The following is a 26,438-nucleotide window of genomic DNA, read 5'->3' as shown; positions in this document are numbered from 1 at the left end:
ATTACTCCTGGAAATCGGGGGTGGTCAGGGGCAGGTCAAGCTGAACGCGCCGGCGCAGCCAGGGGCTGGGACGATAGCGCGGTTCGCCATAGACCGCCTGCATATTGTTCAGCACAGTCAGAATCGCCTGCTTGCCGTAGCGCTCGCCAAAGGCCAGCGGGCCTTGCGGATAGCCCAGGGCGAGTTGAATGGCGCGGTCCAGTGTATCGGGGGTGGCGATACCCTTCTGGGCAATCTCGGTTCCCAGATTCACCACACTGGCGATCAGCCGCTGGATAACAAAGCCGGGAGAGTCATTGATTACTTCCACCGGCACGCCGTCGGCAGCCAGTGCCTGACGGGCCTGGGCAACCACATTGGCGTCCGCCGCGGGCTGGCGCATCAGAGTGCGGCGCTTGTCCCAGTTGGCGAAGCTGTCCAGCGCCAGGGTACGGGCAGCGGGCAGTTGCTGGCGGGTCAGGGCAGCGGTGCAGTCTTCGCCCAGCGGGGTGACCAGGCAGATGGCTTCGGCGGAGGGCCGCTCGCCGTTTTCCAGCGTAGCGCCGGCGGTTTGCAGCACGGCGGCCACCTGGCTGCGCAGACCCCGGTCATCGCTCTGCAACCAGAACGGCCGGTTGATCAGTACGGTTTCGGCAGCCGGCTCGGCCTGCTCGATCTTCTGCCCGTCTTCATAACGGTAGAAGCCCTGACCGGTTTTGCGGCCTAGCAGGCCGGCGGCCACGCGCTGACCGGCAATGAACGACGGTGTATAGCGCGGATCATGGTAGAACTGCTCGTACACCGACTCCATCACCGCGTGGGAGACATCCAGCCCGGTCAGGTCGAACAGCTCGAACGGCCCCATGCGAAAGCCCGGGCCGTCACGCAGGATGCGGTCGATCTGCTGGGGCGTGGCAACACCTTCGCTGAGCATGCGCAGCGCTTCGGTGCCGAAGGCGCGGCCGGCATGGTTGACCAGGAAGCCGGGGGTGTCCGGGGTGATCGCCGGGAAGTGACCGGCCTTGTCCGCCAGCTCGACCAGCCCCTGGATGTAGCGCTCGTCAGTGCGTGATCCGCGTACCACCTCGACGATCTTCATCAGCGGCACGGGGTTGAAGAAGTGGAAGCCGGCGACGCGCTCCGGACGCTGGCAGCCAGCGGCGATACGGGTAACCGACAGGGAAGAGGTATTGGTCGCCAGCAGACAATCTTCGCTGACAATGGCTTCCAGGTCGGTGAACAGTTTCTGCTTCACTTCGAGGATTTCGACGATGGCCTCGATGACCAGGTCGCAGTCCTTGAGCTGCTCAAGTTGCGCGGCGGGCTGCATGCGCGTGTTGATCGCATCGAAATCCGCCTCGCTGAGCTTGCCCTTGGCGACCTGGCGCTGCAGCAGGTTGCGGTTGAAGCTGAGGGCATCTTCGATGGCTTCGGCGCGGGTATCGTACAGCAACACCTGTTGACCACTGCTGGCGAGCAGCTGGGCGATACCACGGCCCATCGCGCCGGCACCGATAACACCAATCCGGTTGAACATACTCAGGCTCCTCAGTTACTCTGTTCCGCTATGCGGAACCGTATTTCGTTTAAAAGTGGGATGAGATTAAATCCTGCGCTCCTCGAGTGCAAGCCGGGCCGCCGTTATGACCACATATAAGGCGGCTATCACAGCGGTTACGTCCGGGTTGCGCCATGGCATACTGCTCAACCTTCAGACGCGCCGATGCGCTGCCGTGACATTCGCAATCAGGATCATCTATGAGTGAAGACCAGAATCTGACCGTACAGCGTACGGTGACCGGTTTTTTTCAGGAGTTGGGTGGTGAGCTGCTGGAATACAGCGACAACCGTGCGGTGGTAGGCCTGACCCTCGAAAAGCGACATCTGAACAACGCCAGCAATCTGCATGGTGGCATTACTGCCAGCCTGTTGGATATTGCCATGGGGCTGTGTGGCACCTATGCGGCCGATCCGGATGAGCGCCGGGTGGCTATCACCCTGTCGATGAACGTCAACTTCAGCGCCACCGCCGATGAGGGTGCGCGGGTGCGGGCGGTCGCTACCTGCCGCAAGGCCGGCCACAAGATCTTCATGGCCAGTTGTGATCTGCTCGATGCGAACGATAACCTGCTGGCCTTTGGTGAAGGTGTATTCAAGAAGGGTGCGCTGCGCAGAGACTTGCCATGAGCGCGCTGCTGTTGCCGCTGGGCGTCGGTCTGGAACTGATCGCGCTGGCCGGGCAGTGGCCGCAACTGAGCTGGTTCGCCGCCGCAGCGCTGGCAGGCTATTTCATCATTCACTTCCGGCGCCTGTTGCCCTATCCAAGGATTCTCGGGTTGCTCACCGTCGGCATGCTGCTGGCGGTGGCCGTGCTGGGGCAAGGCGATCCGGCTCTGTGGGGCCGATTGGCGTCGTCGGGTGCCTATTACGCCAGCTTCCTCGGCGCGTTGGGGCTGATGCAGCTGCTGGCCAAACGCTTGCCACACCTGCGCGAGCTGCACAAGGCGCTGCTGGCCGGGCCGGCGATCTGGCTGTATCCGCGCTACGTGCTGACGTCCGGCAGCATCGGCTCGATTCTCAACTTCGGCATGATGAGCCTGTTGTGCGGCACGCTCGATCAGCACCTGCGGCAATATTCTCTGAGTAATGAGCAGCGCCGTGAGGGGCTACGTGCGGTCCTGGTTACCACCTTGCGCGGCTTTGCCCTGGTACCGCTGGTGGCGCCGACCAGTGTGACCATCGCCATGATCACACGGGAAATGCCACAGCTGTCCTGGGCCACCATGGTGCCCTATGGCCTGGTAGCGGCATTGTTGCTGTTGATGGTTGGCTGGCGTCGGGAGACCCGTGGGCTATTGCAGCTGCGGGAGAATATTGGTGACAGCAGTCGCGCCGCGGGCATGGGTGCGCTGTTGATGGGTAGTCTGCTTGGGCTGACTGCCATTGGGGTGCTGGCCTGGTTGACAGTGTTGACCCCCTCCCAGGCGGCGATGATCCTGATTCCGATGGGTATTGCCTGCTATCTGTTGTGGTGCGAACGCTCGCCACGGCGAGTATTGGGTGAGATCAGTGACAATCTGATCACCATGCACAACGAGATGTTCATTTTCGGCTGCGCTGCGCTGATGGGCGGGGCGCTGGGGGCGATTGCGCCGCTGGAGGAACTGGCGCTCTGGCTGGCCCAGGAGCCGAAATACAATATGCTGCTGGCGGTAGGGAGCCTGTTCGGCATCATCCTGCTGGCAATGGCTGGGGTGGCGCCGATCGTCTCCTTATCCCTGCTGGTCGGCCTGTTGGCCGAGCTGGCACGGCTGGGCGTGCCGATCATGACCCCGGCATTGGGTTTGATGTGCGGCTTCTCGATTGCCATGATCTTCTCGCCGTTCGGCCCCTCGACGCTGATCCTGGCGCGTTACACCGGCGAGAATCCGCTGCGGGTGGCGTTCGTTTGGAATGGCCGCTTCGTCATCAGTGCATTGCCGCTGTTGTTGCTGTTATTGTTCATCGTCCATTGGCTGCAATCCTGACACCATGCCCGAATTACCCGAAGTCGAAACCACCCGCCGCGGTATTGCCCCCCATCTGGAGGGCCACCGCGTGACCCGGCTGATCGTCCGGGACCCACGTCTGCGCTGGCCGATTCCCGAGGATCTGGCGATCCAGGTCGAGAACCAGACCTTCACCGCTGTGCGCCGGCGCGCCAAGTATCTGCTGATGGACATCGGCGGCGGCACGCTGATCAGTCATCTGGGCATGTCCGGCAACCTGCGGCTGGTGCCGGCCGAGACGCCAGTGCTCAAGCATGAGCATGTGGATATCGAGCTGGATTCCGGCCTGACGCTGCGCTACACCGACCCGCGTCGCTTTGGCGCCATGCTCTGGCAGCGCGCCGGTGAAGTCCATCCCTTGCTCGCTCGCCTCGGCCCCGAGCCGCTGTCAGCTGAGTTCGATGGTGAGCGGTTGTATGAGTTGTCGCGTAAGCGCAGCATGGCGGTCAAGCCGTTCATCATGGATAACGCGGTGGTCGTGGGAGTGGGCAATATCTACGCTACCGAGGCGCTGTTCGCCGCTGGCATCGACCCGCGCCGCGAGGCCGGGCGTATCAGCCGTGCCCGCTATCAGGCGCTGGCCGAGGAGATCAAGAAAGTGCTGGCGCGGGCCATCGAGAGTGGCGGCACCACGCTGCGCGATTTCATCGGCGGCGATGGCAAGCCGGGCTATTTCAAACAGGAACTGTTCGTCTACGGGCGCGCCGGGCAGCTGTGCAAGGTCTGCGGCACGACCTTGTCGGAGTGTCGGCTGGGCCAGCGCAGCACGGTGTTCTGCCGACGCTGTCAGAGCTGAGCAGGGCCGTTTTGCCGACCGGGTTGGCAAATTTCAACGGCCGCATTCCGCAACAGCGCGAATATGCCTACAATGAAGTCGGTTGCAGGTTCCCGGGAAGGGGGCCGCACCACGACTTGAACGCCTATCGGGCCACAAACCAGGGATTACTATCATGCGCCTGTTACGTCACACCACCGCTCTGCTCGCCGGTCTGCTACTTGCCGGCAATGTCATGGCCACCGAAGCCAATTATGGCTACCAGGAACACGTCGAGAACCCCGGCATCTTCGCCATGGTCGGTGATCTGATCATCGCCCGGCCGATCGGGGCCGCCATCACGGCGGTCGGGGCCGCAGCCTTCGTCATCAGCCTGCCGTTCACCGCCCTGGCCGGTAACACCGCCGAAGCGGGGCAGGAACTGGTGGTGCGTCCCGGCAAGGAAACCTTCATGCGTTGCCTGGGTTGCACCAAGAGCGGCTATGGCCGCAAACAGCAGGATGAGAGCCTCTAACGAGGCACTCGCCTCGGGGCAATGCTGGTCGCGAGGCCACCAGGTGCCACGTGCAGATAATCTTCAAGGCGTGACGGGTAGGCTACAACACACGCTGGCTTCGCCTTCGCCGCGGGGATCGCTGGCGGCGCTGATCTCGTTGCGGCGCTTGTCCCACAACAGCGCCTGCATGTCGCCATAGTCTCGACCGACCGGCTTGATGCTGTGGCCCATGGCTTCCAGCGCTTTCTGCTGCTCAACAGTGAAGGTGTTGTCCTCGACCTGGATATGGTCCGGCAGATACTGATGATGGAAGCGCGGGCGGCTGACCCATTCCTGCACTGGCCGGCCATCCATCGCCTGCAGCGTGCCGAGCATTACCATGCTGATGATGCGACTGCCGCCGGGGGTGCCGAGTACCGCCAGTTGGTCCGCATTTTCCAGCATGGTCGGGGTCATGCTCGACAGTGGGCGCTTGCCCGGGGCGATGGCATTGGCCTCGCTGCCGGCCAGCCCGTAGCTATTGCTGCCGTCCGGGTCGGCGGCAAAGTCATCCATCTCGTTATTCAAGAGCACGCCGGTGCCCGGCACCGTGAAGGCTGCGCCGAAGGGCAGGTTGACGCTCAGGGTCGCGGCCACCGCATTGCCCTGACGGTCGATCAGCGAGAAGTGGGTGGTGTTGGTGCCTTCCTGAATGCCCTTGGGCTCACCCAGCTCGAGACTAGGCGTGGCGCGCTCGGGATCGATGCCGGTTGCCAGTTGGCGGGCATGTGCCGGTGACAGCAGCCGCTCGGTCGGTACGCTGACAAAATCGCTGTCACCCAGCAGCAGGGCGCGGTCGCGATAGGTGCGGCGCATCAATTCGACCAGATTGTGGGTCCATTGAACGGAGCCGGGCGTGGCGGCGGGCAGATGGTCGAGGCCTTGCAGAATGCCGGCCAGGGTGATGCCGCCGGCCGAGGGTAGCGGTGCGCTGACTACCTCGAAACCGCGACTGGTAAAGCGAACGGGCTGGCGCTCGATGACCCGGTAGCTATCCAGATCGGTCTGTTGCCAGATACCGCCGGCGGCTTGCACGCCGGCAATCAACCGCTCGGCCACTGGCCCACTATAGAAACCGGCATGGCCCTGCGACGCCAGGGCGCGCAGGGTGGCTGCCAGCTCGGGTTGGCGGATCAGGGCGTCGGCAGTGGGAATGTCATTATCCTGCAGGAAGATGCGGGCGGTTTCGGCATCCTGTTGCATGGCCTTCAGCCGGAAACCGGCCAACTGCCGGTAGCTCGGGCCGGGAGCGAAGCCCTGCTCGGCGGCGGCAATCGCTGGCGCCAGACTCTGTTCCAGCGTCAATTGGCCATAGCGCTCGGCCAGATGGACCAAGGCTGCGGGCAAACCGGGAATCCCTGCGGCCAGCGGTCCATTGATTACCCGCTGCAACTGGCGATCATTTTCCTGATCCAGGTACATATCGCGGTTGGCAGTCTGGGGCGCGGTTTCCCGGGCATCGAGAAATTGATAGCGGGGCCCGGTCTCGCTGGCCTCGCGCAGGAGGAAGAAGCCGCCGCCACCGATACCGGAACCGTAGGGCTCGACCACCGCCAGCGTGGCGGCCACAGCGATGGCGGCATCGAAGGCGTTGCCGCCCTGGTCGAGAATCCGGTGACCGGCTTCGGTAGCGGTCGGGTGGGCGCTGGCTACTGCTTGCTGGTCGGGTGCAGGTGCAGCCTGAACCGCAAGGCTGAGCAGCAGCGGCAGGACCAGCAAGGATCGCAGCAGGGTCATTCGGCGCTGGTGAGCAGCTGATATTTTTCCATCAGTTGCTCTTTGCTTTCGACCCGGTTGGGGTCAAGGGGGATGCAGTCGACCGGGCAGACCTGCTGGCACTGGGGCTCGTCGAAATGGCCGACGCATTCGGTGCACAGACCGGGGTCGATGACATAGATTTCCTCGCCCTGAGAGATGGCCCCGTTGGGGCACTCGGGTTCGCAGACGTCGCAATTGATGCAGTCGTCGGTAATGATCAGGGCCATCGGCTACTCCGCGAAGCGCTCGGTTCAGCCGTTGAAGCGTTTGAGCAGGGCTTCATGTACTACCGGATGAACGAATTTGGTGACATCGCCGCCCAGGGAAGCAATTTCCCGCACCAGGGTGGACGAGATATAAGAATACTTCTCCGAGGGCGTAAGGAACAGACTTTCTACCTCGGGTGCCAGCTGACGGTTCATGTTGGCCAGTTGGAATTCGTACTCGAAATCGGAAACCGCACGCAGGCCGCGCAGCAGGACATTGGCGCCGATATCACGGGCAAAGTGCGCCAGCAGCGTGGAAAACCCCACCACTTCTACGTTGGGAAGATCCTTGAGCACTTCGCGGGCCAATTCCACTCGTTGTTCGAGCGAGAAGGCCGGGTTCTTCTTCGGGCTCGCGGCTACCGCCACCACCACTCGATCGAACAGCTTGGAGGCGCGGCCGACCAGGTCGGTATGGCCCATGGTGATGGGGTCAAACGTGCCGGGATAGAGAACAGTATTCATTGGCTTTATCCTGCCTGTGGGTTCCGGAGGGGCGATGGTAGCGTAATGACCCGGTTGCGGCCAAATCGAGAATGCCCGAGATGCTGGTGCTCCGTGCATGATGAGACTGACCGGCCGGGCTGTGACGACGCGTTGCAAGTACGTCCATGTAAGCTCCGTGTCGCCATCCTTGGCGACACAGGGTCGTTTCAACCCTGCCGGTCAGTCCCATCTGCAACGTCAGCGCTAGCTGACTTGCCGCACCAGGTGGGACGGTTTTACCCCTCGCGCTGCCACAGGCTGTACCACACCTGTCCGGCTTTCTTCTCCCGATGCAGATGCCAGTTTGCCGGAAAGGGCAGGCGGCCGGGGGCGGTTTCACTTTCGGTGTAGATAAGCGCATCGGGCGCCAGCCAGCCGTTGGTTTCCAGGGCGGTGCAGGCGGGGATGAGCAGGTCCTGGTGAAATGGCGGATCGAGGAAGACCAGATCGAAGGGCGATTCGGCCGCGCCGGCGACCAGCGTCAGGGCATCCTGCTGGCGCACTTCACCGCGATCGCACTGCAGGGTCTGTAGATGACCGCGCAAGGTGGTGACCACGTCACGACTCATGTCGCAAGCCAGGGCGTGGGCGGCGCCACGGGACAGCGCTTCCAGCGTCAGTGCGCCGCTGCCGGCGAACAGGTCGAGGCAGCGGCTGCCTTCGATGTGCATGCTCAGCCAGTTGAACAGGGTTTCACGCACCCGGTCGGGGGTGGGGCGCAAGCCCGGTTGTTCGGTGAAACTGAAACGTCGGCTGCGCCACTCTCCAGCAATGATGCGCAGTTGACCTTCGCGGGCCTTGGGCTGTTTCATAGCTCTGGCTCCGGGGCGTTATGGGTTTCAGCTTCAGGCTCGGCGGTTTCCGGCTCCGCAGGTGCTGTTTCCTGGATGACCATGGCCGGTCCGACGGTGATCACCAGTCGCTGCTCGGGATCGAAATGCCGAGCGAAGGCGGCGCGAATGTCTTCGGTGGTCAGCGCCTGCACCTGATCGAGGAACAGCTGCAGGTGATTGAGCGGCAGTTCATAGAAGCCAATCATGCCGAGCTGGGCGACGATCGAGGCGTTGTTGGCGGTACTCAGCGGGAATTCGCCATTGATCTGCCGTTTGGTACGGGTCAATTCGGCTTCGGTCGGACCTTCGCTGATGAAAGCATCGAGGCTCTGGTGGATGACCTCCAGCGCCAGGTCGACCTGATCGGCACGGGTCTGCATGCTGACCATGACTGGGCCGGTGGCCTGCATCGGGATCAGCCGGCTGCTCACCGAATAGGACAGCCCGCGGCTTTCGCGGATCTCCTGCATCAGCCGGGAGCCGAAGCCCGAGCCGCCCAGAATCTGGTTGCCGACATAGAGCGCGGCGTAATCGGGGTCATGACGGCTGATGCCGTGCTGGCCGACCAGGATATGGGTCTGCTGGCCGTTGAAGTCGATATGACGATGGCTGGAAGCGATTGGCTCGGGCTCAGCAATGACCGGCGCGGCAGGGCCCTGGGGCAGGGCGTCGGCCAGGCGTTGGGCCAGGCGTTCGGCGCGTTCGCGGTTGATATCGCCGACCAGGGCGATGACCGCGTTGCCCGCGGTGTAGTACTGGCTATGGAACTGGCGCAGGGACTCCGGCGTCATGCTCTGCAGGCTGTCGGCCTGGCCTTCGGGCAGGCTGCCGTAGGGATGGTCCGGATACAGGTCGGTCCAGAAGGCTTCGCTGGCCAGTGCCGCCGGACGTTGCAGGCGGAACTGCAGACTGGCCAGGAGCTGATTGCGCAAACGCTCGAAGGCATCCTGCGGGAAACTGGGGCGGGCGATCACCTCGGCAAACAGGGCCAGCGCCGGATCGAGCTTGTCGGTGGCGGTCAGGGTGCGCAGGCCGGTCAGGGCCATGTCCCGGTGTGAGCTATTGGAGAACTGCGCGCCGAGGCGTTCGAAGCCGGCGGCGATGCTGCCGGCGTCCATGTCGCCGGTGCCTTCGTTGAGCATGGCATTGGTCATGGTCGCCAGCCCGGGCAGGCCGCTGTCGCGACTGGCGCCAGCGGCGAACAGCAGTTGCATGTCGAGCATGGGCAGCTCTTCAGCCTGCATGAAGTACACCCGGGTGCCCTGCTCGGTGGTCCAGTGCTGCAGATCGAGATTGCGGCGCGCCGGTGGCTGGTCAAGGTCAACCTGCTGCAGCGAGTGCAGCTCCGGCAGCAGCTCGGCGACCACGGTATCAGGCTCGGCCTCGATCTGCGCCGGGTCGACCGGCTGTGCGGTGGCTTCCTCGGGCGTAGCGGGAGGCGTCTGCGGGGCGTCGTCGCGCAGCAGGAGAAAGCTCAGCACGATGGCCGCCAGGATGGCCAGCAACAGCAGGACCAGCGGGCGGCGGTTGTGGGTATCAGCAGCCATCAGCGCTTCTCCTCGGTGGCAACAGGCAGGATATGGGCGCGGGTCAGGCGTTCGGGCACCAGATAACGCCGCGCCACTTCGCTGATCTGTTCGGGGGTAATGGCTTCCAGGGCAGCGATATCTTCATCCAGCAGCGTCCAGGGCAGGCCGATACTTTCCAGCATGCCGATCTGGTTGGCTTGATGACTGATGCTGTCCTGGGCGTACACCAATTCGGCTGTCATCTGCGCCTGCACCCGGTTCAGCTCTTCCTGGCTGGGTGGCGTCTGCTTGAGTTCATCGATCTGCTGCCAGAGCGCCTGCTCCAGTTGTTCGAGGTCAACGTCGCGGGACTGGTTGGGCAGCCCCGATAGCAGAAATAGCGTATCGCCGCGGACGAAGCCGTCATAGCTGGCCGAGGCCGAGGTGGCGATGGCCTGGTCGCGCTCCAGGTGGCTGGGCAGGCGGGCGCTGTAGCCGCCATCGAGAACTGCTTCGAGCAGCCGCAGGGCGTGCGCTTCCCAGGTGTGCTCGGCGGTGCTCAGGCCGGGCACGTTGAAGCCGAGCAGCAGGCTGGGCATCTGCACCGGCAGGTGCAGGGTGAGGCTGCGCTCGCTGCCGCCGGGCAACTCCAGCGGCGGTTTCGGCGGGGTCGTGGGCGCATCGGCCAGCGGGCCGAAATAGCGCTCGGCGAGTTCGCGCACCTCATCCACCTGCACGTCGCCGACGATTACCAGAATGGCGTTGCTGGGCTGATAGTGCTGGCGGTACCACGCGCGCAGATCGTCCACGGTGAGGCGATCCAGGTCGTGCATCCAGCCGATCACCGGTTGGGCATAGGGGCTGGCCATGTAGGCCTGGGTCAGGAAGCGTTCATAGGCCAGGCTGTTGGGGTTGTCGTCGACGCGCAGGCGGCGTTCTTCCTTGATGACTTCCATCTCGCGCAGGAACTCGTCTTCCGGCAGGGTCAGACCGTGCATGCGCTCGGCTTCCAGTTCCAGGGCGATGGCCAGCTGGTCACGACTGAGGATCTGGTAATAGGCGGTGTAATCGCGACCGGTAAAGGCATTCTCCTGGGCGCCGAGGCTGCTCAGCAGGCGCGAGGCCTGGCCCGGAGCCAAGCGCTCGCTGCCCTTGAACATCATGTGCTCCAGGGCGTGGGACATACCCGTGCGCCCGGGCGGCTCGTAGCTGCTGCCGACCCGGTACCATAGCTGCGAGACCACCACAGGGGCGCGGTGATCTTCCCGAACGATGACCTTGAGGCCGTTGTCCAGACTGAATTCGTGGGTGGGTTGCCGGGTCTCGGTGGCCTGGAGCCCTCCGGTCAGGCCGCAGAGCAGCAGGAAAAGGGTAAGCAGCAGTGTGGATCGCGCCATGTGCATGTGATGTCCTGTGATTACCGCCTATGACGGAAGTGGGGTAGGATAACCCAACCTTCAATGCGCAGGCCAAGTGCCGGCGCCAGACTCAGATAGTGATCATCAATGTTTGGTTCCAAAGACAAGCCAGAACACCCTGAACAGGGCCCCGAAAGCGGCGATAACGGCAAGGGCGGCAAGAAAGGCCTGTTCGGCTGGATGCGGCGCAAGGGCGACGAGCCGGCCGCGCCAGTTGCCCCGCCGCAGCAGACGCCGGTTGATACTCCGGCCGCCGAAGTCGAGCCGGTGATTGCCGCAGCGGAAGTCGAGCCGGTCACCGCGCCGACCCCAGCAACGGAGCCCAGCGCACCCGCTGCTGCGCCGGCCCCCAGCCACGATCAGGCTGCCCGTGAGGCTGCAGCCGAGCTGTTTTCCGGCCTTGCCGAACAGCCGGCCGACGCCGCGCCCGCGCCGCAGCCCCAGGAGCCCAAGGGCTTCTTCGCCCGCATGCGCGCCGGCCTGTCGAAGACCAGCGCCAACCTCGGCGAGGGCATGGCCAACCTGTTTCTTGGCGAAAAGGAAATCGATGACGAACTGCTGGAGGAGATGGAAACCCGTCTGCTGATGGCCGATGTCGGCATCGAGGCGACCACCCTGATCATGGAGTCGCTGCAGCAACGGGTTCGCCGCCGCGAACTGTCCAATCGCAACGCGCTGTACAAGGCGTTGCAGAATGAACTGGAAGGCCTGCTGGCGCATGTCGCCAAGCCAATGGTGGTCGATAGCGAGAAGCGCCCCTATGTGATCCTGGTGGTGGGCGTCAACGGTGTGGGCAAGACCACCACCATCGGCAAGCTGGCCAAGCGTCTGCAGGGCGAAGGCAAACAGGTGATGCTGGCCGCCGGTGATACTTTCCGCGCGGCGGCCGTCGAGCAGTTGCAGGTATGGGGCGAGCGCAACAATATTCCGGTGGTTGCCCAGCACACGGGCGCCGATTCCGCATCGGTGGTGTTCGATGCGCTGCAGGCGGCCAAATCCCGCGGTGTGGATGTGTTGATCGCCGATACCGCCGGACGGCTGCACAACAAGGACAACCTCATGGACGAGCTGAAGAAGGTCAAGCGCGTGCTGGCCAAGCTCGATGCCGAGGCGCCCCATGAAGTGCTGCTGGTGCTGGATGCCGGTACCGGCCAGAACGCCATCAGCCAGACCAAGCTGTTCGATCAGGCGGTCGGTCTGACCGGGCTGGCACTAACCAAGCTTGATGGAACCGCCAAGGGCGGGGTGATCTTCGCCCTGGCCAAGCAGTTCGGCCTGCCGATCCGCTTTATCGGTGTCGGCGAGCAGATCGATGATCTGCGGCCGTTCACCGCGCCGGAATTCGTCAAGGCTCTGTTTGGGCGCGAATAATCGATGATCCGTTTCGAGCAGGTCTGCAAACGTTATCCCAACGGTCATCAGGGGCTGGATCACCTGAGCTTTCACATCCGCACCGGGGAGATGGTCTTCATCACTGGTCACTCCGGCGCGGGCAAGAGCACCCTGCTGAAACTCATCATGTGCATGGAGCGACCCAGCTCGGGGCAGGTGTTCGTCGGTGGGCAGAACCTGCGGGATCTGGGCAGCCACGACATTCCCTATCTGCGCCGCCAGGTCGGGGTGGTATTCCAGAACCATCAGCTGCTGTTTGACCGTACCGTGTTCGACAACGTGGCGTTGCCGCTGATCATCAACGGCACCCCACGGGATGAGGTCGGCCGCCGGGTGCGCGCCGCGCTGGACAAGGTCGGCTTGCTGAAGAAGGAAAGCATGTATCCGATCGCGCTGTCCGGTGGCGAGCAGCAGCGGGTCGGCATTGCCCGGGCGGTGGTACACAAGCCGGCGCTGCTGCTGGCTGACGAGCCGACTGGTAACCTGGACCCTGAGCTGTCGGCGGAGATCATGGGATTGTTCGAGGATTTCAACCGGGTCGGGGTGACGGTGATCATTGCCAGTCACGACTTGCCGCTGATCGCCGAGCTCGATCATCGCATGCTGACACTCAGCGAAGGCCGGCTGCTGGCCGATGGGGAATAACATGGCGAACCAACCGCGGCCAGCCGACAAGACCGACAAGCGCCCGCCGAAATCCGGTAGCGGCGCAGCCCGTTCCCGACGGGACTGGCGCCATCCGCTGCGCAGCTGGGCCGGCAGCCACCGCGACAGTGCCCGCCTGGCCCTGCGCCGCATTGGCGAACACCCGGTCAGCACCGTGATGATCGTGCTGGTCATGACCATCGTACTGGCGTTGCCGATGGGGCTGGCCGTGCTGATCGATCAGGTCGAGCGGCTGGGTATCGACTGGCAGCGTGCCGCCCAGCTGTCGGTCTATCTGCAACAGGACGTCAAACCTGAGGCGGCGCAGGCAGTGCAGCAGGACATCGCAGCGATGGACGACGTGGCTGAGGTGCAGCTGCTGGATCGGGAATTGGCACTGGCGGAATTTCAGCAGCATTCGGGGCTGGGTGATGCATTGCAGCAGCTGGCCTATAACCCCTTGCCCGACGTCATCCTGGTCATGCCCCGGGATATCGATGGCGGTGCCGCCGCGCTGGAGCCGCTGCGTGAACGACTGGCGCAACTGCCCGGTGTAGATCAGGTGCAGATCGACATGCTCTGGGTAGAGCGCCTGACCGCTATCCTGAGCATGGTTGAGCGTTTTACCGGCGCTCTGGCGCTGCTGCTGGTACTGACACTGCTGCTGGTGATGGCCAACACCATCCGCCTGGCCATCGAAAGCCGGCGCAACGAAATTCTGGTGATCAAGCTGGTCGGCGGAACCGACGCCTTCGTCCGCCGGCCGTTTCTCTATCTGGGGATGCTCTATGGCCTGCTGGCGGGGATACTGGCCTGGTTGCTGTTGGGGGTTGGGCTGGCCTGGCTCAACGGCACGGTGCGTGAGCTGGCGGCGCTCTACCAGAGCGATTTCGAACTGACCGGGATGCCGCTGCAGGATGGGCTGGTGCTGCTGGGCGGCGCCATATTGCTGGGTCTGGCGGGCGCCTGGCTGGCCGTCGGTCGGCATATCCGTGAAATCGAACCCCAGTAACAGCTTATGTCTATTTCTTTGTAAATGATTGATTTTAAAGACCTATTACCTGTATTTCGGAACTTCGGCAGGCATTCCATGTCTGAGTTGGCAGTGATACACTGACTCGTCTTTTTGGGCCTGCGATAGATTGCAGGCCAGCGCCGCCACTGACGCGGCGCAGAGTTTCCCCAATATTCTTGGAGTTCACGCACATATGAGCACTGCTTTGCAGCCCGTACATAACCTGATTCCAGGTGCCAACCTGGAGGCCTATGTTCAGACCGTAAGCAGCATTCCGATCCTCAGCGTCGAAGAAGAGCGCGAGCTGGCTGATCGTCTGTTCTACCAGCAGGACCTGGAGGCTGCCCGACAACTGGTCATGTCCCACCTGCGGTTTGTCGTGCATATCGCTCGCAGCTATTCCGGCTATGGCCTGGCCCAGGCTGACCTGGTGCAGGAAGGCAATGTCGGTCTGATGAAGGCGGTCAAGCGCTTCAACCCGGAAATGGGTGTGCGCCTGGTGTCTTTTGCTGTGCACTGGATCCGCGCCGAGATCCATGAGTTCATCCTGCGCAACTGGCGCATCGTCAAGGTGGCCACCACCAAGGCGCAGCGCAAGCTGTTCTTCAACCTGCGCAGCGCCAAGAAGAAACTGGCCTGGTTGTCCCATGACGAAGTCAACGCCGTAGCGCAGGACCTCGGCGTGGCCGCGCGGGAAGTGCGCGAAATGGAAAGCCGCCTGTATGGTCAGGATCTCGGTTTCGATGGCGCCCAGGATGATGATGACGACACCGCCTATGCGCCGGTGCACTATCTGGAAGACAAGCGTTACGATCCCGCTACCCAACTGGAAAGCGCAGACTGGAGCGATAGCTCCAGCCATCAGTTGCAGGAAGGTCTGGCCCAGCTGGACGAGCGCAGCCGCGATATTCTCTTCCAGCGCTGGCTGGCCGAGGAGAAGGCCACCCTGCACGAACTGGCGGCCAAGTACCAAGTCTCGGCGGAGCGCATCCGGCAGTTGGAAAAGAACGCCATGAACAAATTGAAGAAGCATATCAGCGTAGATGGCGCCGCCTGATATCCGGCACTGAATCAAAAGGGCATCCGCAGGATGCCCTTTTGCATTGTGCGCCCCTTGAATAATCAGAGAGACAGATCAATGAACGCACGTACCGGGCTGAGAGTAGGCACCTGGCTGGGAGTGATTCTGCTGTGCTTCTTTGCCTTCGGCAAATGGCTGGGCGGGCAGGACGGGGATCGCCCGGAGCAACTGGCCTGGAAGCAGACCTACCAGGAGAACCTGTGGGCGCCGGTGCAGCAGCGGACCCTGACGCTGGCGGGCGTGGAGCGGGTGCTCGGTGAAGGCAGCTTGTGGATGATCAGCGCCGATGGTGAGCCTCGGCTGGTCAGCCGCCATCAGCTGGAGTCCGATGATCGGCAATGGCGGGTGCAGGCAGTGATCGGCCTGGATGAACAGCAGACCGCCAGCCTGGTCGAGGCGCAGGCCTGGCAGCCAGGCTCCCCTGACCAGGCGGTAAGCCCGGCGGTAGGCCAGGCGTTGGCTGCCTACCTGGTGGAACGGATCAGCATGATTCCCGATCAGCCGCTGACCCTGGGGCACATCGAGGGCACCTTCGGTCCGGTCGAGGTGCGCATGCCGGTCAGCGAGGGAGAAGCCTGGATCTACCCGCGTCAGGGCGTGGTGGTGGCTGTCAGCGATGGGCAGGCGCATTCGATCATGTTCGGTCTGCACGAGGAGCTCTGAGCCAGGCCAGCCGGTGCTGTGGCGGCTGCGGCGCACAGTCGCAGCCCGGCCCGAGTGCCATGCAAAGCCCCTTGCCGTACACTTCACGTATATCCCGTGATGATGGCGAGAGACCCTAGTGACGCAGAAAATCAGCTTCAACCGGACCCTGATCGAGAAATACGACCGGCCGGGCCCGCGTTATACCTCCTATCCGACCGCGCCGCAGTTTCATCAGGCTTTCGCCATGGATGACTATCAGGCAGCCGCCAAGGCCAGCAACGCTGCTGCCGAGCCCAAGTGCCTGTCGGTATATATCCACATCCCGTTCTGCAAGAGTCTCTGTTACTACTGCGCCTGCAACAAGATCATCACCCACAAGACCGAGCGGGCGGTGGAGTATCTGCAATACCTCAAGCGCGAAATCGCCATGCAGGCGGCGCTGTTCGACAAGTCTCGCAAACTGACCCAGTTGCACCTGGGCGGCGGCACACCGACCTACCTGACCAGCGAGCAGCTGGAAGACCTGATGAACACGTTGCGCACATCCTTCAACCTGGATGACAGCGATGATCACGAGTTCTCCCTGGAAGTCGATCCGCGCACCGTCGCGCCTGTGCAGATCCATCAGCTGCGCGCTCTGGGCTTCAATCGCCTGAGCTTCGGTGTGCAGGATTTCGATGAGGCCGTGCAGGCCGCCGTCAATCGCCTGCAGAGCGAGGAGCAGACCCGCGAGCTGGTTCAGGCCGCCCGCGAGGCGCAGTTCAAGTCGGTCAGTGTCGACCTGATCTACGGCCTGCCGCTGCAGACGATCCAGAGCTTCGACGTCACCCTGAGCAAGATCATCGACATGCGTCCCGACCGCATCGCAGCCTACAGCTACGCGCACCTGCCCGAGCTGGTGCGGGCGCAGCGGCTGATCCGCCCGCAGGACATGCCACCACCGGAGCGCAAGCTGGAGCTGCTGGAGCTGACCATCGAGCGGCTGACGTCCGCCGGCTATATCTACATCGGCATGGACCATTTCGCCCTGCCCGACGACGAACTGGCACTGGCCCGCGAGAACGGCACCCTGCAACGCAACTTCCAGGGTTATTCGACCCACGCCGATTGCGACCTGATCGGCATTGGCGTGTCTTCCATCGGCAAGGTAGGTGACACCTACAGCCAGAGCGTCAAGGAGCTGTCCCAGTACTATGCACGGCTGGACAGCGGCATGCTGCCGATTCACCGGGGTTACAACCTGAGTGAGGATGACGTGCTGCGCCGCGAGGTGATTCTCGACCTGATGTGCCAGGGGCGCATCGATTTCTGCAAGTTCGAAGATCACTACGGCATCGACTTCAAGAGCTACTTCGCCGACGCGCTGGATCAGTTGGCCGAGCCGGTGGCCGACGGGCTGGTGGCAATCGAAGACAACGAACTGCTGCTATTGCCCGAGGGCCAATTGATGTTGCGCAACGTGGCGATGGCCTTCGACGCTTATCTGGGTGCGGCGCAGAAAGGTAATTTTTCTCGTACGGTGTGACTGGGACCGGGGGTGCTCAACGTGCGTGCTTGAGGCTTTCCACCGCCAGTTCCAGCGCCTTGTACATGTCCAGCCTCGCCGAGCGGCCGATGTCCGGGTCCTGCAGGTTGTTACCGCGCTCCGACGGCAGGATCGGGGCGGTCAGGTCGTCGGCTTCCATGGGCTCGAAGTCGCTCTCCCCGCCGATGGTCATGGCGCTGCGGCGCAGCAGCATGCGTAGCTGATCGGGCTGCAGCTCGGGGTTGATCGAGAGCATGGCGGCGATGGTTCCGGCTACCAGCGGGGTAGCGTAGGAGGTGCCGCAGTGAACCGGTCCGTCCTGTTCGCGGAGCGGGGATGAACCGGCCGTGCAGGCGGCGGCGGTGATATCGACGCGCATGTCGGAATTGGAAGCCTGGCGCCGGGTGGCATAGCGGGGATCATCAAGATCAACATCCTTGCTGCTGCGCTGATGTCCGCCCACCACGAACAGCTGGTCGGTGATGAAGGAGGAGGGCAGGCGATAGTCATCACGGCTGGAGAAAGAGGCGCCGTTGCCGGCCGAGTTCACCACAACGACATCGGGATGCTCACGGCGCAGCCACAGGAAGAATTCTTCCAGCAGCTCTTCATAACCGCTCATGGCGATACCGGAACGCAACAGCGAATCCACCGGGTCGCCATGGATGTCACGGGCGCCGATCCGATGCATGCCCCAGCTCCAGTTGAGTACTCTGGCGCCGTCTTCGACGAGGTTTACCGAAGTGGCGACATTGGCGGTGATGCCGGCATCCGAGCCGCGATCGACAATCACATCGAAGCCCGGCCCAACTTCATCCAGCCCGCGCAGAAAACCATTGCTGCCACCATTACCCCAGCCCGCTGCGAGAACGCCAGTGACGGTGGTGCCGTGGCCATCTGCGGTTGCGGCGTCGCGGCCATATACGCAGGTGCGGCTGGCCTTACTGCGGCAGTCACCGAGATAATCGGTGAAGTCCGGCGTGTCGAAATCCACATCCCGCTCGATCACGCCAATGCGCACGGGGTGCGTTTCGATGTGATCCGAGGGTTTCTTCAGCCGCCGCTGATAGAAGTTCAGCGCATCCAGAAAACGGTTGGATGACCACTCCTCACGCGGGTCCATTGGTGGGTTGGCCGCGTCCTGCTCTTGCTCGACTGATTCTTCCGCACCGGACTCCTCGATCACCACAGCATCCACCCCGGCTTCATTGCCGATGCGCAGCACCGCGGCGTCGCGCTGTTCCAGGTTGTCGACGGGCAGGCGCAACTGATAGAGGTTGAGAGGCGGAATCGCGCCAACCACCTCGGCGTCGTAACGCTCGGCCAGCCGCCGGGCTTCCGTCGGCGCGTCATGGCTTTCCTCGATGATCACGCTGACCAGATCCAGATAGGTGGTCAAGCCGTCCTGGTTCCTCGCCACCGCCTGTTGATCAGCGGCGAGCACATGGCTGGAGCCCAGACTCAGCCATATGGGATTGCTGGCCTGGCCCCGCTGCTCGACCCATAGCGGGCCGCTTTTGCTACTGGCAGCGTCGATTTGCAGCTGTATCTGCCCGTCGCCCTGCCTGATCTGATCCGAGGGTAGGGGGTTGCCGTTGTACTGGATCTGTAACGGGGTTTGCTGGAGTCCGGCGATCTGCAGACAGAACGTCAGCTGGCGCGTCTCCAGTAGATCGCCGCAGCGCTGCAGTTGGGTTATACGCAGCGGTGCAGCGGCTGCAGCGTTAATAGATACGCATGACAACGCCATGACCAGCCCGGACACAACTGCTTGAAACTTCCTCATCCACATCCCCGAAACGTCATCTGAGACTATGTAATCAGACCGGTAAAGCGGTAATTGTTTCAGAAGATTTCATGTAGAATGATTCTCATTTGTCTTCGTGTTCGCCATCATGACACCGACCATGCCCATTGCTGCGCGTATTCTTGCGGTTGAAGGAGATTCGCTGCTCGCCCGCGAGTTGCAGACCCACCTGCAACGGCGCGGCCATTGCGTCACGCTCAGCGCCGGCAATAACGGTCTTTTGCTGGCCGAGCACGGGAACTTCGATCTGATCCTGTTGGCAATTCTTGGAACCGACAGCCTGGGTATGCTGAAGCAACTGCGGCGTCGCAGCCGTGTCCCGGTGTTGTTGATGTCGGCGCTGGGTGACGAGCAGCATCGCATCGCAGGGTTCAGCCTGGGGGCGGACGACTATCTACCGAAGCCTTTCAGCATTACCGAGCTCTGCGTGCGGGTCACCGCGATCCTCCGGCGGGTGGCCTATGAGCGCAAGACGTCGCTGCCCAGCGAGTCCGGTGAGTTGGTTTTTGACGAGACGAACACTGATGTCAGTCTGGCCGATAGCCCCGCTGGGTTGACCGCCAGCGAGTATCGCGTACTGGAACTGCTCTGGCAGCACCTCAACGAGGTGTTAAGCAAACCCTTCCTGTATCAACAGGCTCTGCGCCGCGGCTATGCCCGGCATGATCGCAGCCTGGACATGCATATCAGCCATATCCGCCGCAAACTGCAGGCTATCGGTTATCGCGCCGCACGACTGGAAACAGTATGGGGGCAGGGGTACATGCTGGTTGGCCTGCAGGAGCCGTTGTCTGAAAGTGTATAGATTGTAAATTGCGTTTACTCCCAAATAGTAATGTATATCATTTGCGTCGGTTCATCGGATAACCGGTGGGTCATACGGCTTCATCCGCCAGCTCAGCGCGGGAAGACCGCCGCGCCTGAGCAGGCGCTGCCATAACCAAGCCAATCGCAAAGAAGCCTCGGCAACCCAGGGTTGTCAGAGGTTCGCTAAATCATTCCGAGTTGTTTGGAGATAAATGCATGTCACGCCATATGCGTCAGTTTGCTTCAAGTTCGCAGCCCCACTTCAAGAGAGCCCTGTTGGCAGTCACCATGGCCTCACTGGCTTGCTCGGCGGTAGCGGAAGAGGCATTGGACCTGGGACAGGTGGTGGTGACCGCCTCCGGTTTTGAGCAGAACCTCCGGGATGCTCCTGCGTCCATCTCGGTCATCTCCGCGGAAGAGCTGAAGAAGAAATCCTATACCGATATCACCGATGCGCTGAAGAATGTCGCCGGCGTGCAGATTGCCGGGGGCGGCGTCGAGCAGTCGATCATGATGCGCGGCATGACCTCGGCCTATACCCTGTTTCTGATCGATGGTCGCCCGGCCCAGGGCAACGATGCCTTCGCCCAGCGCGGCTCCCAGGCAGGCACGCCGATCAACTTCCTGCCGCCAATCGAGGCCATCGAGCGGATTGAAGTGATCCGCGGCCCGGCATCGGCGTTGTACGGTTCCGATGCCATGGGCGGTGTGATCAACATCATCACCAAGAAGGTCGGCAATAAATTCAGTGGCAGCATCACCAGTGAATACATCACCCCGCACAGCTCCAACAAGCTGAATGAGGACACCTTCCAGACCAGCGCCTATCTGAACATGCCGCTGATCGAAGATGTCCTGGGCCTGCAGCTGACCGGTGCTTTCCACAATCAGGAAGAAAGTAATTTCGTCGGCGGCAGCGACAGCGCTGCGTCTGACCCGGAATACGACAAGCGTAATGTGGGCGGCAAACTGTCCTGGAACCTCAACGAAGCCAACGCGCTGACCTTCGGCCACACCTATACCAAGCAGGAGCGCTGGCATAACGCCGGCAAGAGCCTGGCCGCTGACGGCGAGGCCCAATATAGCGAGTCCATCAAGAAGAACTACTTCCTGCAGCACGAAGGCAAGTACGGCAACGTCTTCTCCAACTCCTACATCAACTACGATCATTCGGAAAACCCGACCACGGTCAACGAAACGACTGGCAACGGTGTCGAGTTCGAAGTGGTTACCGCCAACACCCAGGCCAGTTGGTTCCTTGGCGCGCACACCCTGACCGGCGGTCTGACCCACAAGTACGAGAAACTGGAAGACGGCAGCAATGGCCTGCGCGAGCCGGTCGTGCCTGATGCCAACGCGCTGGTTGAAATGGACCGTTACCAGAACTCCATCTTCCTGGAAGATAACTGGAGCCTGACAGACAATCTGATCCTCACCTTGAGCGGCCGCTACGATGACAACCAGGTGTTCGGTGGCGAGTTCAGTCCCAAGGTGTATGCGGTCTATCACCTGAACGACAACTTCACCCTGAAGGGCGGGGTGACCTCGGGCTACAAGGCGCCGGACCTGCGCTCCGCTGCCACCGACTACGGCTCCACCTCCAGGGGTGGCGTGATCATCGGCAACCCGGAACTGGTCCCGGAAACCAGCCTGAACCGCGAGATCGGCATCAACTACGAGAATTTCGAGCTTGGCCTCAGCAGCTCGCTGACTGCCTATGTGATCGACTACGAAGACAAGATCAACCGTACCGGCCGGGTATGTGAGCAGAACGCACCTTGCTTCTACAAGGGCAAGGAATATCCCGCTCACCCCTTCGGCTATACCTCCTATGAAAACGTGGACAAGGCGGAGCTGCGCGGGATCGAGTTCACCCTGGACTATGATGTCCTCGACAACCTGACCTACCGCCACAGCTACACTTGGACCGATACCGAACAGAAGTCCGGCGACTACAAGGGCGAGCCGCTGAACGACGTCGCCAAACACATGTTCAACGCCTCGCTGGACTGGGAAGTGACCGGGCGCTTGAACCTCTGGACCCAGGTCAACTACCGGGGTGAGACCTCTGGCCGGTGGCAGACAGGTACCAGTGGCTCCAGCACCAATGGCATCAAGTATCCATCCTATACCTTCGCCGACATGGGGCTGGTGTTCCGGCCGCAGGATGGTCTGAGCCTGAAGGCCGGTGTCTACAACGTCACCAACAAGAAGGTATCCACGGATGACGACTACGCCTACAACCTGGATGGCAGAAGATTCATCGTCGGTCTGACCAAGAGCTTCTGAGTCTATCCAACGAGCATCACCGCCTCCGCCGGTTCAATGCTGTCGGGGGCGGTGGCATTGCTGCAGGCTGGAGAGCAAGTACATGAATGAAGAAACGGCGGGCTGGCCTTGAAAGTGGCGAAGGAGTGCGGAACAGCGGTGCATACGCCGTGAAACGCCTGCTGACGCTACGGCTGGCAGCCGAGCCCAACCCATTACCTACTCATCCCAACCCCTGGAGTGAACCCATGCGCATCCTACGTTCCGCTGCATTGCAACTATCAACAGTACTAGCCCTGTTGCTGATGCTATCAACTGCCCATGCCGCCTATCCATTGACCGTCGAACATGCACAGGGCAGCGTAACGCTGGAGCAAGTCCCGACGCGCGTTGCGGTGTTTGATCTGGCCACGCTCGATACCCTGGACGCGCTGGGCGTCGAGGTGGCAGCTGTGCCCGAGCAGGCCGGGCCCGAACACCTCAAAAAATTTCAGCATGAGAAATATGCCCAGGTCGGCACTTTGTTCGAGCCGGACTACGCTGCGCTGCAAGCCCTGCAGCCCGATCTCATCATCATCGCCGGGCGCTCACGCACCGCCCATGACAAACTGGCTGAGCTGGCGCCGACCATCGATCTGACTCTAAGCCCTGAGTCCTTTGTTGGCGGTGTGCGGACCAACCTGCAACTGCTGGGCAGTATCTTCGATAAACAGCAGCAGGCGGAGCAACTGGATACTGAATTGCAACAGGCGCTGACCAAGGTCCAGCAGCAGAGCCGGGGTCTGAGTTCTGTGACCCTGTTCACCGTCAAGGGCCGGATCATGACCCACGCCCCGGGCGAGCGCTTCGGCATGCTCTACGAGATGCTGGGAACCACGTCCACCGCTGAAGCCGGCGAAGCAGCACCGCGCAGCCAGGCTCGCCCGGCAGCCGGCTCGCCGGAGGCCAAGCAACTTCAGCAAGCCCAGCGCACCCGCCTGGAGCAGGCCCTGGCGCAACAGCCCGACTGGCTGGTGGTGCTGGACCGTGGCGCTGCCACCGGTGGCGAAGGCCAGGCTGCTGAAACCCTGGGCCAGGATACCGCCGTTGCCGCGACCCAGGCCTGGAAGCAGGGCAAGATCTATTATCTCGATCCGGCCGCCTGGTATACCGCAACCGGTGGCTACCAGAGCCTGATGGAGACGCTGCAGGAGTTTGGCGACAAATTGTAAGCGGATCAGCGGGCGGGGGCTTCAATCCGAGCTTGGGTGTTCCACCACAATGAGTTCCCCAAGCTCGAACCCTTCGGCTGTTGCCCGCTCCTTGAACGCCTCCAGCTGTGCAGCGCTGACCTGGGGCGTTCTGGACAGGAACCACAGATAGTTGCGGTTATAACCGGAGATATACGCGTTGGCGTAGTCGTCATCCAGCGCGAACACCACATAGGAACTGTAGAAGGGGCCGAAGAACGAGACCTTCAGGTGGGCGACGTCACTGTCACCGACAGGCACCGCGCGGCCTTCAGCCTCCTTCCATTCGCCTTTGGCCTGGTTATAGCCCCGGTTGATCACCTTGATGCTGCCGTCTTCATTGAGCATATATTCGGCGGTGACCCGGCTCAGGCCCTCCTCGAAGGAGTGATCGAGCCGGGCAATCTCGTACCAGGTGCCCAGATAACGTTCCGGGTCAAAGCCGGTGACCGGTTCGATGCCCTTGGGTACGCCGGTGCAACCGGCGAGCAGGACCAGGGCGGCAAAGACGATGCTGAGCAGTTTCATCGTTGAATCCTTGAGTAGCAGAGTTCTTGAACGATAGCAGAGCGCGGCAGAGCAGCACGGCGCAGTCGGCCGGGGAGGAGGGGCCGCTCAGGAGCGCGGTTGCCAGGTCATGTCGCCACGCGTGATGGCCAGCAATTGGCGATGGAGTTCCTCCGCCGCGGTGGCCGGCAGACGAAGGTGCAACTGCACGCCACTCCCATGCCGCACCTCCAGCAGCTCGCCTTCAAGCTGCGCCAACAGATGGCGGGCGGAGCTTTCATGGGCGTAGGGTAGCTCGCAGAGCACCAGCAGGGTGGGAATGTGAGCAACCTTCTCGGCTTGCTGCAGCGCCTGGGCGACCGCGTCGGTATAGGCGCGCATCAGCCCGCCAGCGCCCAGCTTGATACCACCGTAGTAACGCACCACGGTCGCCAGCACGCCATCGAGCTGCTGGTGACGCAGCACTTCCAGCATCGGCCGTCCGGCGGTGCCGGAGGGTTCGCCATCATCCACTGCCGCACTGTGCCCGCCGGCAAGCAGTGCCCAGCAGACATGTGTGCTGTCAGGATGCTCAGCGCGCAAGGCGTTCACCCGAACCTGGGCGCTGGCGCGATCGGCTATCGGTTCGACACAGGCGATAAACCGGCTTTTGCGGATTTCCAGGGTGATATTGACGGGGCGGGCAAGGCTGAACATGGCGACGACAGGTTGAGGGCGAACGGAGGAGTATACGTCAGGAGAGAAAAGAGGTCGCAGGCGAGACCTCTTCAACGCAAAACACCTGACCGAAAGGTCAGGTGTTCACTTGAGGCGCACCTCAGCTTACAAGAGCTTTATTACGCTTCCGGCTTCGCATAACCGTCGGCGACATTGCGTTTGCTATGGTGCATCACCAGCCCGATAAAGCAGATCACTCCAACCACGATGCCTATCGCCTTGCTGTATTCCGCGGGGAGATTGAAACCGATACCGGCCGTTGCAATATAAGCAACGGTAATGGCGGTACCGATCACCGCTGGAATACTGGCGATCCAATGGAATGTGCCTCTATCCAGCAGATACTTGGTTGCCAGCCACAATACGCTGGTTGACAGCAGCATGTTGGAGAAGGCGAAGTAGCGCCAGATCAACGAGAAGTCCAGGAAGGTCATCAGATAGGCCACGCCCAGTATCGGCGCCGCCAGAGCCAGTCGGCGTGTGGCGGACTGGGAAATGTTGAATGCATCGGTAACCGTCAGGCGCAGCGAGCGGAAGGCGGTGTCACCGGAGGTGATCGGGAAGATCGCCACCGCCAGGATGGCCATTACCCCACCGAAGATACCCAGGTAACTGGTGGCAATGTGGTTCACTACCAGGCCCGGTCCACCCAGATCCAGCATGGCCTTGAGTTCGGGATAGCCGCCCGGGAAGGTGGCGATACCGGCCGTCGCCCAGACGCAGGCAACGATGCCTTCGCACATCATCGCGCCATAGAACACCGGGCGGGCATATTTCTCGTTGGTCAGGCAGCGCGCGATCATCGGCGACTGGGTGGAGTGGAAACCACTGATCGCACCGCAGGTGATGGTCAGGAATAGCAGCGGCCAGACCGGCAACCCATCGGGGTTGGGCGTCAGGAAGTCATGATGCTCATGGCTATCGAAGAACGCGAAAATGTCGGTGACCTGCGGCAGGTGGGGTGCTTCCAGCAGTACTGAAATAGCCACCAGGGAAGTCATCACGATCATCAGCAGACCGAACACTGGATAGAGTTTGGTGATGATTTTGTCGATGGGCAGCAGGGTGGCGAAGAAATAATACGCCAGGATCACCAGTACCCAGAAGGTATTGCCCGCCAGGAAAGTGCCTTCGAAGTAGGAGAGATTACTCAGCAGCCCTGCCGGGCTCATGATGAAGACAACCCCCACGAAGAACAGCAGCATGCAAGTGAAGATCAGCATGACGCCCTTGAAGATCACGTTGTAATAGTGACCGGCAATCTCGGGCAGGCTCTTGCCGTCTTCCTTGAGGCTCATAACGCCGGAGAAATAGTCATGTACCGCGCCGCCCACCACGTTACCGATAACGATCCACACCAGGGCGATCGGACCATACATTGCGCCCAGGATGGGACCGAAAATGGGCCCGATGCCGGCAATATTCAGAAACTGGATGAGAAATGCCCGGAGCGGGCTGATGGCTACATAGTCAACGCCATCATCCAGGCGCTGTTGCGGCGTCCTGGCTGTAGGATCTATCCCCGCCTGCTTTTCAACAAAGGGGCTGTAGAACTTGTAGCCCAGCAGCAATATGGCAAGACTGGCAAAGAAAAGAAGCATCTATTTCGTTCCTCGTTATTTATTCTGGAGACACGCCAACTGTCTCCTCCTTGAGCCGGAGCTGATTTGGAAAAAGCCCGGCAAATTAACAGA

General features: G+C 61.9%; 24 protein-coding genes. 13 read left to right on the top strand and 11 right to left on the bottom strand.

The window, feature by feature from the left end; all coding sequences use genetic code 11:
• Window position 1 precedes the first annotated feature (1 nt).
• Window positions 2-1,516 (bottom strand): 3-hydroxyacyl-CoA dehydrogenase, encoded by a 1,515-nt coding sequence (locus DHB74_RS06140; protein ID WP_499161008.1) that lies wholly within the window; start codon window positions 1,514-1,516, stop codon window positions 2-4.
• A gap of 221 nt (window positions 1,517-1,737) precedes the next feature.
• Between DHB74_RS06140 and DHB74_RS06135 the strand changes: the two genes are divergently transcribed.
• From DHB74_RS06135 to DHB74_RS06120, 4 genes are all read left to right on the top strand, one after another.
• The gene (locus DHB74_RS06135; protein WP_074781328.1) at window positions 1,738-2,166 is read left to right on the top strand and encodes a PaaI family thioesterase; all 429 of its coding nucleotides are present in this window, start codon (window positions 1,738-1,740) and stop codon (window positions 2,164-2,166) included.
• Entirely contained in the window at window positions 2,163-3,506 is a 1,344-nt protein-coding gene (locus DHB74_RS06130; protein ID WP_499161007.1) for a hypothetical protein, read from the top strand. The genes DHB74_RS06135 and DHB74_RS06130 overlap by 4 nt, the downstream gene beginning before the upstream one ends.
• A 4-nt stretch (window positions 3,507-3,510) precedes the next feature.
• Window positions 3,511-4,323 carry a bifunctional DNA-formamidopyrimidine glycosylase/DNA-(apurinic or apyrimidinic site) lyase gene (gene mutM / locus DHB74_RS06125; protein ID WP_036991939.1) on the top strand — a complete coding sequence of 271 codons (813 nt, stop codon included), beginning with the start codon at window positions 3,511-3,513 and terminating at the stop codon, window positions 4,321-4,323.
• 214 nt (window positions 4,324-4,537) lie between these two features.
• A complete protein-coding gene (locus tag DHB74_RS06120) occupies window positions 4,538-4,816 on the top strand; it encodes a hypothetical protein (protein ID WP_407920294.1) in 279 nt (92 codons plus the stop codon).
• Window positions 4,817-4,879: 63 nt separating this feature from the next.
• Here DHB74_RS06120 and ggt read toward each other — a convergent pair whose 3' ends face one another.
• From ggt to DHB74_RS06090, 6 genes are all read right to left on the bottom strand, one after another.
• Complete coding sequence (gene ggt, locus DHB74_RS06115) at window positions 4,880-6,574, bottom strand: gamma-glutamyltransferase (protein WP_499161006.1); 1,695 nt, start codon at window positions 6,572-6,574, stop codon at window positions 4,880-4,882.
• Window positions 6,571-6,822: a YfhL family 4Fe-4S dicluster ferredoxin gene (locus DHB74_RS06110; RefSeq protein ID WP_074781330.1), complete on the bottom strand. Its 252-nt coding sequence runs from the start codon at window positions 6,820-6,822 to the stop codon at window positions 6,571-6,573. The genes ggt and DHB74_RS06110 overlap by 4 nt, the downstream gene beginning before the upstream one ends.
• Window positions 6,823-6,846: 24 nt before the next feature.
• A complete protein-coding gene (gene coaD, locus DHB74_RS06105) occupies window positions 6,847-7,326 on the bottom strand; it encodes a pantetheine-phosphate adenylyltransferase (protein WP_036991947.1) in 480 nt (159 codons plus the stop codon).
• 257 nt (window positions 7,327-7,583) lie between these two features.
• Window positions 7,584-8,159, bottom strand: a complete 576-nt coding sequence (rsmD, locus tag DHB74_RS06100; protein ID WP_074781331.1) for a 16S rRNA (guanine(966)-N(2))-methyltransferase RsmD — start codon at window positions 8,157-8,159, stop codon at window positions 7,584-7,586.
• A complete protein-coding gene (locus DHB74_RS06095; RefSeq protein WP_499161005.1) occupies window positions 8,156-9,727 on the bottom strand; it encodes a M16 family metallopeptidase in 1,572 nt (523 codons plus the stop codon). Before DHB74_RS06095 ends, rsmD begins: the two co-directional genes overlap by 4 nt.
• Window positions 9,727-11,091: a M16 family metallopeptidase gene (locus tag DHB74_RS06090; RefSeq protein WP_036991951.1), complete on the bottom strand. Its 1,365-nt coding sequence runs from the start codon at window positions 11,089-11,091 to the stop codon at window positions 9,727-9,729. Before DHB74_RS06090 ends, DHB74_RS06095 begins: the two co-directional genes overlap by 1 nt.
• Window positions 11,092-11,193: 102 nt before the next feature.
• Here DHB74_RS06090 and ftsY point away from each other — a divergent pair, with 102 nt between their 5' ends.
• The 6 genes from ftsY (at window position 11,194) to hemN (ending at window position 17,409) form a co-directional block, all read left to right on the top strand.
• Window positions 11,194-12,477 (top strand): signal recognition particle-docking protein FtsY, encoded by a 1,284-nt coding sequence (gene ftsY / locus DHB74_RS06085; protein WP_036991952.1) that lies wholly within the window; start codon window positions 11,194-11,196, stop codon window positions 12,475-12,477.
• 3 nt (window positions 12,478-12,480) lie between these two features.
• A complete protein-coding gene (gene ftsE / locus DHB74_RS06080) occupies window positions 12,481-13,143 on the top strand; it encodes a cell division ATP-binding protein FtsE (RefSeq protein WP_036991954.1) in 663 nt (220 codons plus the stop codon).
• A gap of 1 nt (window position 13,144) precedes the next feature.
• The gene (gene ftsX / locus DHB74_RS06075; RefSeq protein ID WP_136868665.1) at window positions 13,145-14,155 is read left to right on the top strand and encodes a permease-like cell division protein FtsX; all 1,011 of its coding nucleotides are present in this window, start codon (window positions 13,145-13,147) and stop codon (window positions 14,153-14,155) included.
• A gap of 196 nt (window positions 14,156-14,351) precedes the next feature.
• Entirely contained in the window at window positions 14,352-15,215 is an 864-nt protein-coding gene (gene rpoH / locus DHB74_RS06070; protein ID WP_036991957.1) for an RNA polymerase sigma factor RpoH, read from the top strand.
• Between the two features lie 81 nt (window positions 15,216-15,296).
• Window positions 15,297-15,902, top strand: a complete 606-nt coding sequence (locus DHB74_RS06065; protein WP_036991959.1) for a hypothetical protein — start codon at window positions 15,297-15,299, stop codon at window positions 15,900-15,902.
• A 118-nt stretch (window positions 15,903-16,020) separates the two neighbouring features.
• Entirely contained in the window at window positions 16,021-17,409 is a 1,389-nt protein-coding gene (gene hemN / locus DHB74_RS06060) for an oxygen-independent coproporphyrinogen III oxidase (RefSeq protein WP_074781335.1), read from the top strand.
• A 16-nt stretch (window positions 17,410-17,425) separates the two neighbouring features.
• Here hemN and DHB74_RS06055 read toward each other — a convergent pair whose 3' ends face one another.
• Window positions 17,426-19,201, bottom strand: coding sequence for a S8/S53 family peptidase (locus DHB74_RS06055; protein WP_499161004.1), 1,776 nt, complete (start codon window positions 19,199-19,201; stop codon window positions 17,426-17,428).
• Between the two features lie 103 nt (window positions 19,202-19,304).
• Here DHB74_RS06055 and DHB74_RS06050 point away from each other — a divergent pair, with 103 nt between their 5' ends.
• The 3 genes from DHB74_RS06050 to DHB74_RS06040 all read left to right on the top strand — a co-directional run bounded on the left by DHB74_RS06050 (window position 19,305) and on the right by DHB74_RS06040 (window position 23,502).
• The gene (locus tag DHB74_RS06050; RefSeq protein ID WP_499161003.1) at window positions 19,305-20,021 is read left to right on the top strand and encodes a response regulator transcription factor; all 717 of its coding nucleotides are present in this window, start codon (window positions 19,305-19,307) and stop codon (window positions 20,019-20,021) included.
• A gap of 218 nt (window positions 20,022-20,239) precedes the next feature.
• Window positions 20,240-22,312: a TonB-dependent receptor domain-containing protein gene (locus DHB74_RS06045; protein ID WP_499161002.1), complete on the top strand. Its 2,073-nt coding sequence runs from the start codon at window positions 20,240-20,242 to the stop codon at window positions 22,310-22,312.
• 227 nt (window positions 22,313-22,539) lie between these two features.
• Window positions 22,540-23,502 carry a siderophore ABC transporter substrate-binding protein gene (locus DHB74_RS06040; protein ID WP_499161001.1) on the top strand — a complete coding sequence of 321 codons (963 nt, stop codon included), beginning with the start codon at window positions 22,540-22,542 and terminating at the stop codon, window positions 23,500-23,502.
• A 21-nt stretch (window positions 23,503-23,523) separates the two neighbouring features.
• On the opposite strand, the gene DHB74_RS06035 is transcribed toward DHB74_RS06040, so the two are convergent.
• From DHB74_RS06035 to DHB74_RS06025, 3 genes are all read right to left on the bottom strand, one after another.
• Window positions 23,524-24,048 carry a lipocalin family protein gene (locus DHB74_RS06035; RefSeq protein ID WP_499161000.1) on the bottom strand — a complete coding sequence of 175 codons (525 nt, stop codon included), beginning with the start codon at window positions 24,046-24,048 and terminating at the stop codon, window positions 23,524-23,526.
• 87 nt (window positions 24,049-24,135) lie between these two features.
• Window positions 24,136-24,723 carry an IMPACT family protein gene (locus tag DHB74_RS06030; RefSeq protein ID WP_280164874.1) on the bottom strand — a complete coding sequence of 196 codons (588 nt, stop codon included), beginning with the start codon at window positions 24,721-24,723 and terminating at the stop codon, window positions 24,136-24,138.
• A gap of 140 nt (window positions 24,724-24,863) precedes the next feature.
• A complete protein-coding gene (locus tag DHB74_RS06025; RefSeq protein ID WP_499160999.1) occupies window positions 24,864-26,345 on the bottom strand; it encodes a carbon starvation CstA family protein in 1,482 nt (493 codons plus the stop codon).
• Window positions 26,346-26,438 lie beyond the last annotated feature (93 nt).

Origin of the sequence: Pseudomonas sp. G11-1, assembly GCF_024031555.1 — a bacterium.
In the GTDB taxonomy this organism is placed as follows: domain Bacteria; phylum Pseudomonadota; class Gammaproteobacteria; order Pseudomonadales; family Pseudomonadaceae; genus Halopseudomonas; species Halopseudomonas bauzanensis.
Note: the sequence above shows the minus strand (reverse complement) of the source record. Positions and strands in the feature narration are given on the sequence as shown.

Bases quoted from the DNA above. Each gene is read 5' to 3' on its own strand.
- DHB74_RS06110 (WP_074781330.1), bottom strand. From the start codon at position 6,822: ATGGCCCTGATCATTACCGACGACTGCATCAATTGCGACGTCTGCGAA.
- DHB74_RS06140 (WP_499161008.1), bottom strand. From the start codon at position 1,516: ATGTTCAACCGGATTGGTGTTATCGGTGCCGGCGCGATGGGCCGTGGT.
- rsmD (WP_074781331.1), bottom strand. From the start codon at position 8,159: ATGAAACAGCCCAAGGCCCGCGAAGGTCAACTGCGCATCATTGCTGGA.
- DHB74_RS06095 (WP_499161005.1), bottom strand. From the start codon at position 9,727: ATGGCTGCTGATACCCACAACCGCCGCCCGCTGGTCCTGCTGTTGCTG.
- DHB74_RS06025 (WP_499160999.1), bottom strand. From the start codon at position 26,345: ATGCTTCTTTTCTTTGCCAGTCTTGCCATATTGCTGCTGGGCTACAAG.
- ftsY (WP_036991952.1), top strand. From the start codon at position 11,194: ATGTTTGGTTCCAAAGACAAGCCAGAACACCCTGAACAGGGCCCCGAA.
- DHB74_RS06130 (WP_499161007.1), top strand. From the start codon at position 2,163: ATGAGCGCGCTGCTGTTGCCGCTGGGCGTCGGTCTGGAACTGATCGCG.
- DHB74_RS06050 (WP_499161003.1), top strand. From the start codon at position 19,305: ATGACACCGACCATGCCCATTGCTGCGCGTATTCTTGCGGTTGAAGGA.
- DHB74_RS06045 (WP_499161002.1), top strand. From the start codon at position 20,240: ATGTCACGCCATATGCGTCAGTTTGCTTCAAGTTCGCAGCCCCACTTC.
- DHB74_RS06090 (WP_036991951.1), bottom strand. From the start codon at position 11,091: ATGCACATGGCGCGATCCACACTGCTGCTTACCCTTTTCCTGCTGCTC.
- ftsX (WP_136868665.1), top strand. From the start codon at position 13,145: ATGGCGAACCAACCGCGGCCAGCCGACAAGACCGACAAGCGCCCGCCG.
- DHB74_RS06065 (WP_036991959.1), top strand. From the start codon at position 15,297: ATGAACGCACGTACCGGGCTGAGAGTAGGCACCTGGCTGGGAGTGATT.
- rpoH (WP_036991957.1), top strand. From the start codon at position 14,352: ATGAGCACTGCTTTGCAGCCCGTACATAACCTGATTCCAGGTGCCAAC.
- DHB74_RS06120 (WP_407920294.1), top strand. From the start codon at position 4,538: ATGGCCACCGAAGCCAATTATGGCTACCAGGAACACGTCGAGAACCCC.
- DHB74_RS06035 (WP_499161000.1), bottom strand. From the start codon at position 24,048: ATGAAACTGCTCAGCATCGTCTTTGCCGCCCTGGTCCTGCTCGCCGGT.
- coaD (WP_036991947.1), bottom strand. From the start codon at position 7,326: ATGAATACTGTTCTCTATCCCGGCACGTTTGACCCCATCACCATGGGC.
- DHB74_RS06030 (WP_280164874.1), bottom strand. From the start codon at position 24,723: ATGTTCAGCCTTGCCCGCCCCGTCAATATCACCCTGGAAATCCGCAAA.
- ftsE (WP_036991954.1), top strand. From the start codon at position 12,481: ATGATCCGTTTCGAGCAGGTCTGCAAACGTTATCCCAACGGTCATCAG.
- mutM (WP_036991939.1), top strand. From the start codon at position 3,511: ATGCCCGAATTACCCGAAGTCGAAACCACCCGCCGCGGTATTGCCCCC.
- DHB74_RS06055 (WP_499161004.1), bottom strand. From the start codon at position 19,201: ATGTGGATGAGGAAGTTTCAAGCAGTTGTGTCCGGGCTGGTCATGGCG.
- DHB74_RS06135 (WP_074781328.1), top strand. From the start codon at position 1,738: ATGAGTGAAGACCAGAATCTGACCGTACAGCGTACGGTGACCGGTTTT.
- DHB74_RS06040 (WP_499161001.1), top strand. From the start codon at position 22,540: ATGCGCATCCTACGTTCCGCTGCATTGCAACTATCAACAGTACTAGCC.
- ggt (WP_499161006.1), bottom strand. From the start codon at position 6,574: ATGACCCTGCTGCGATCCTTGCTGGTCCTGCCGCTGCTGCTCAGCCTT.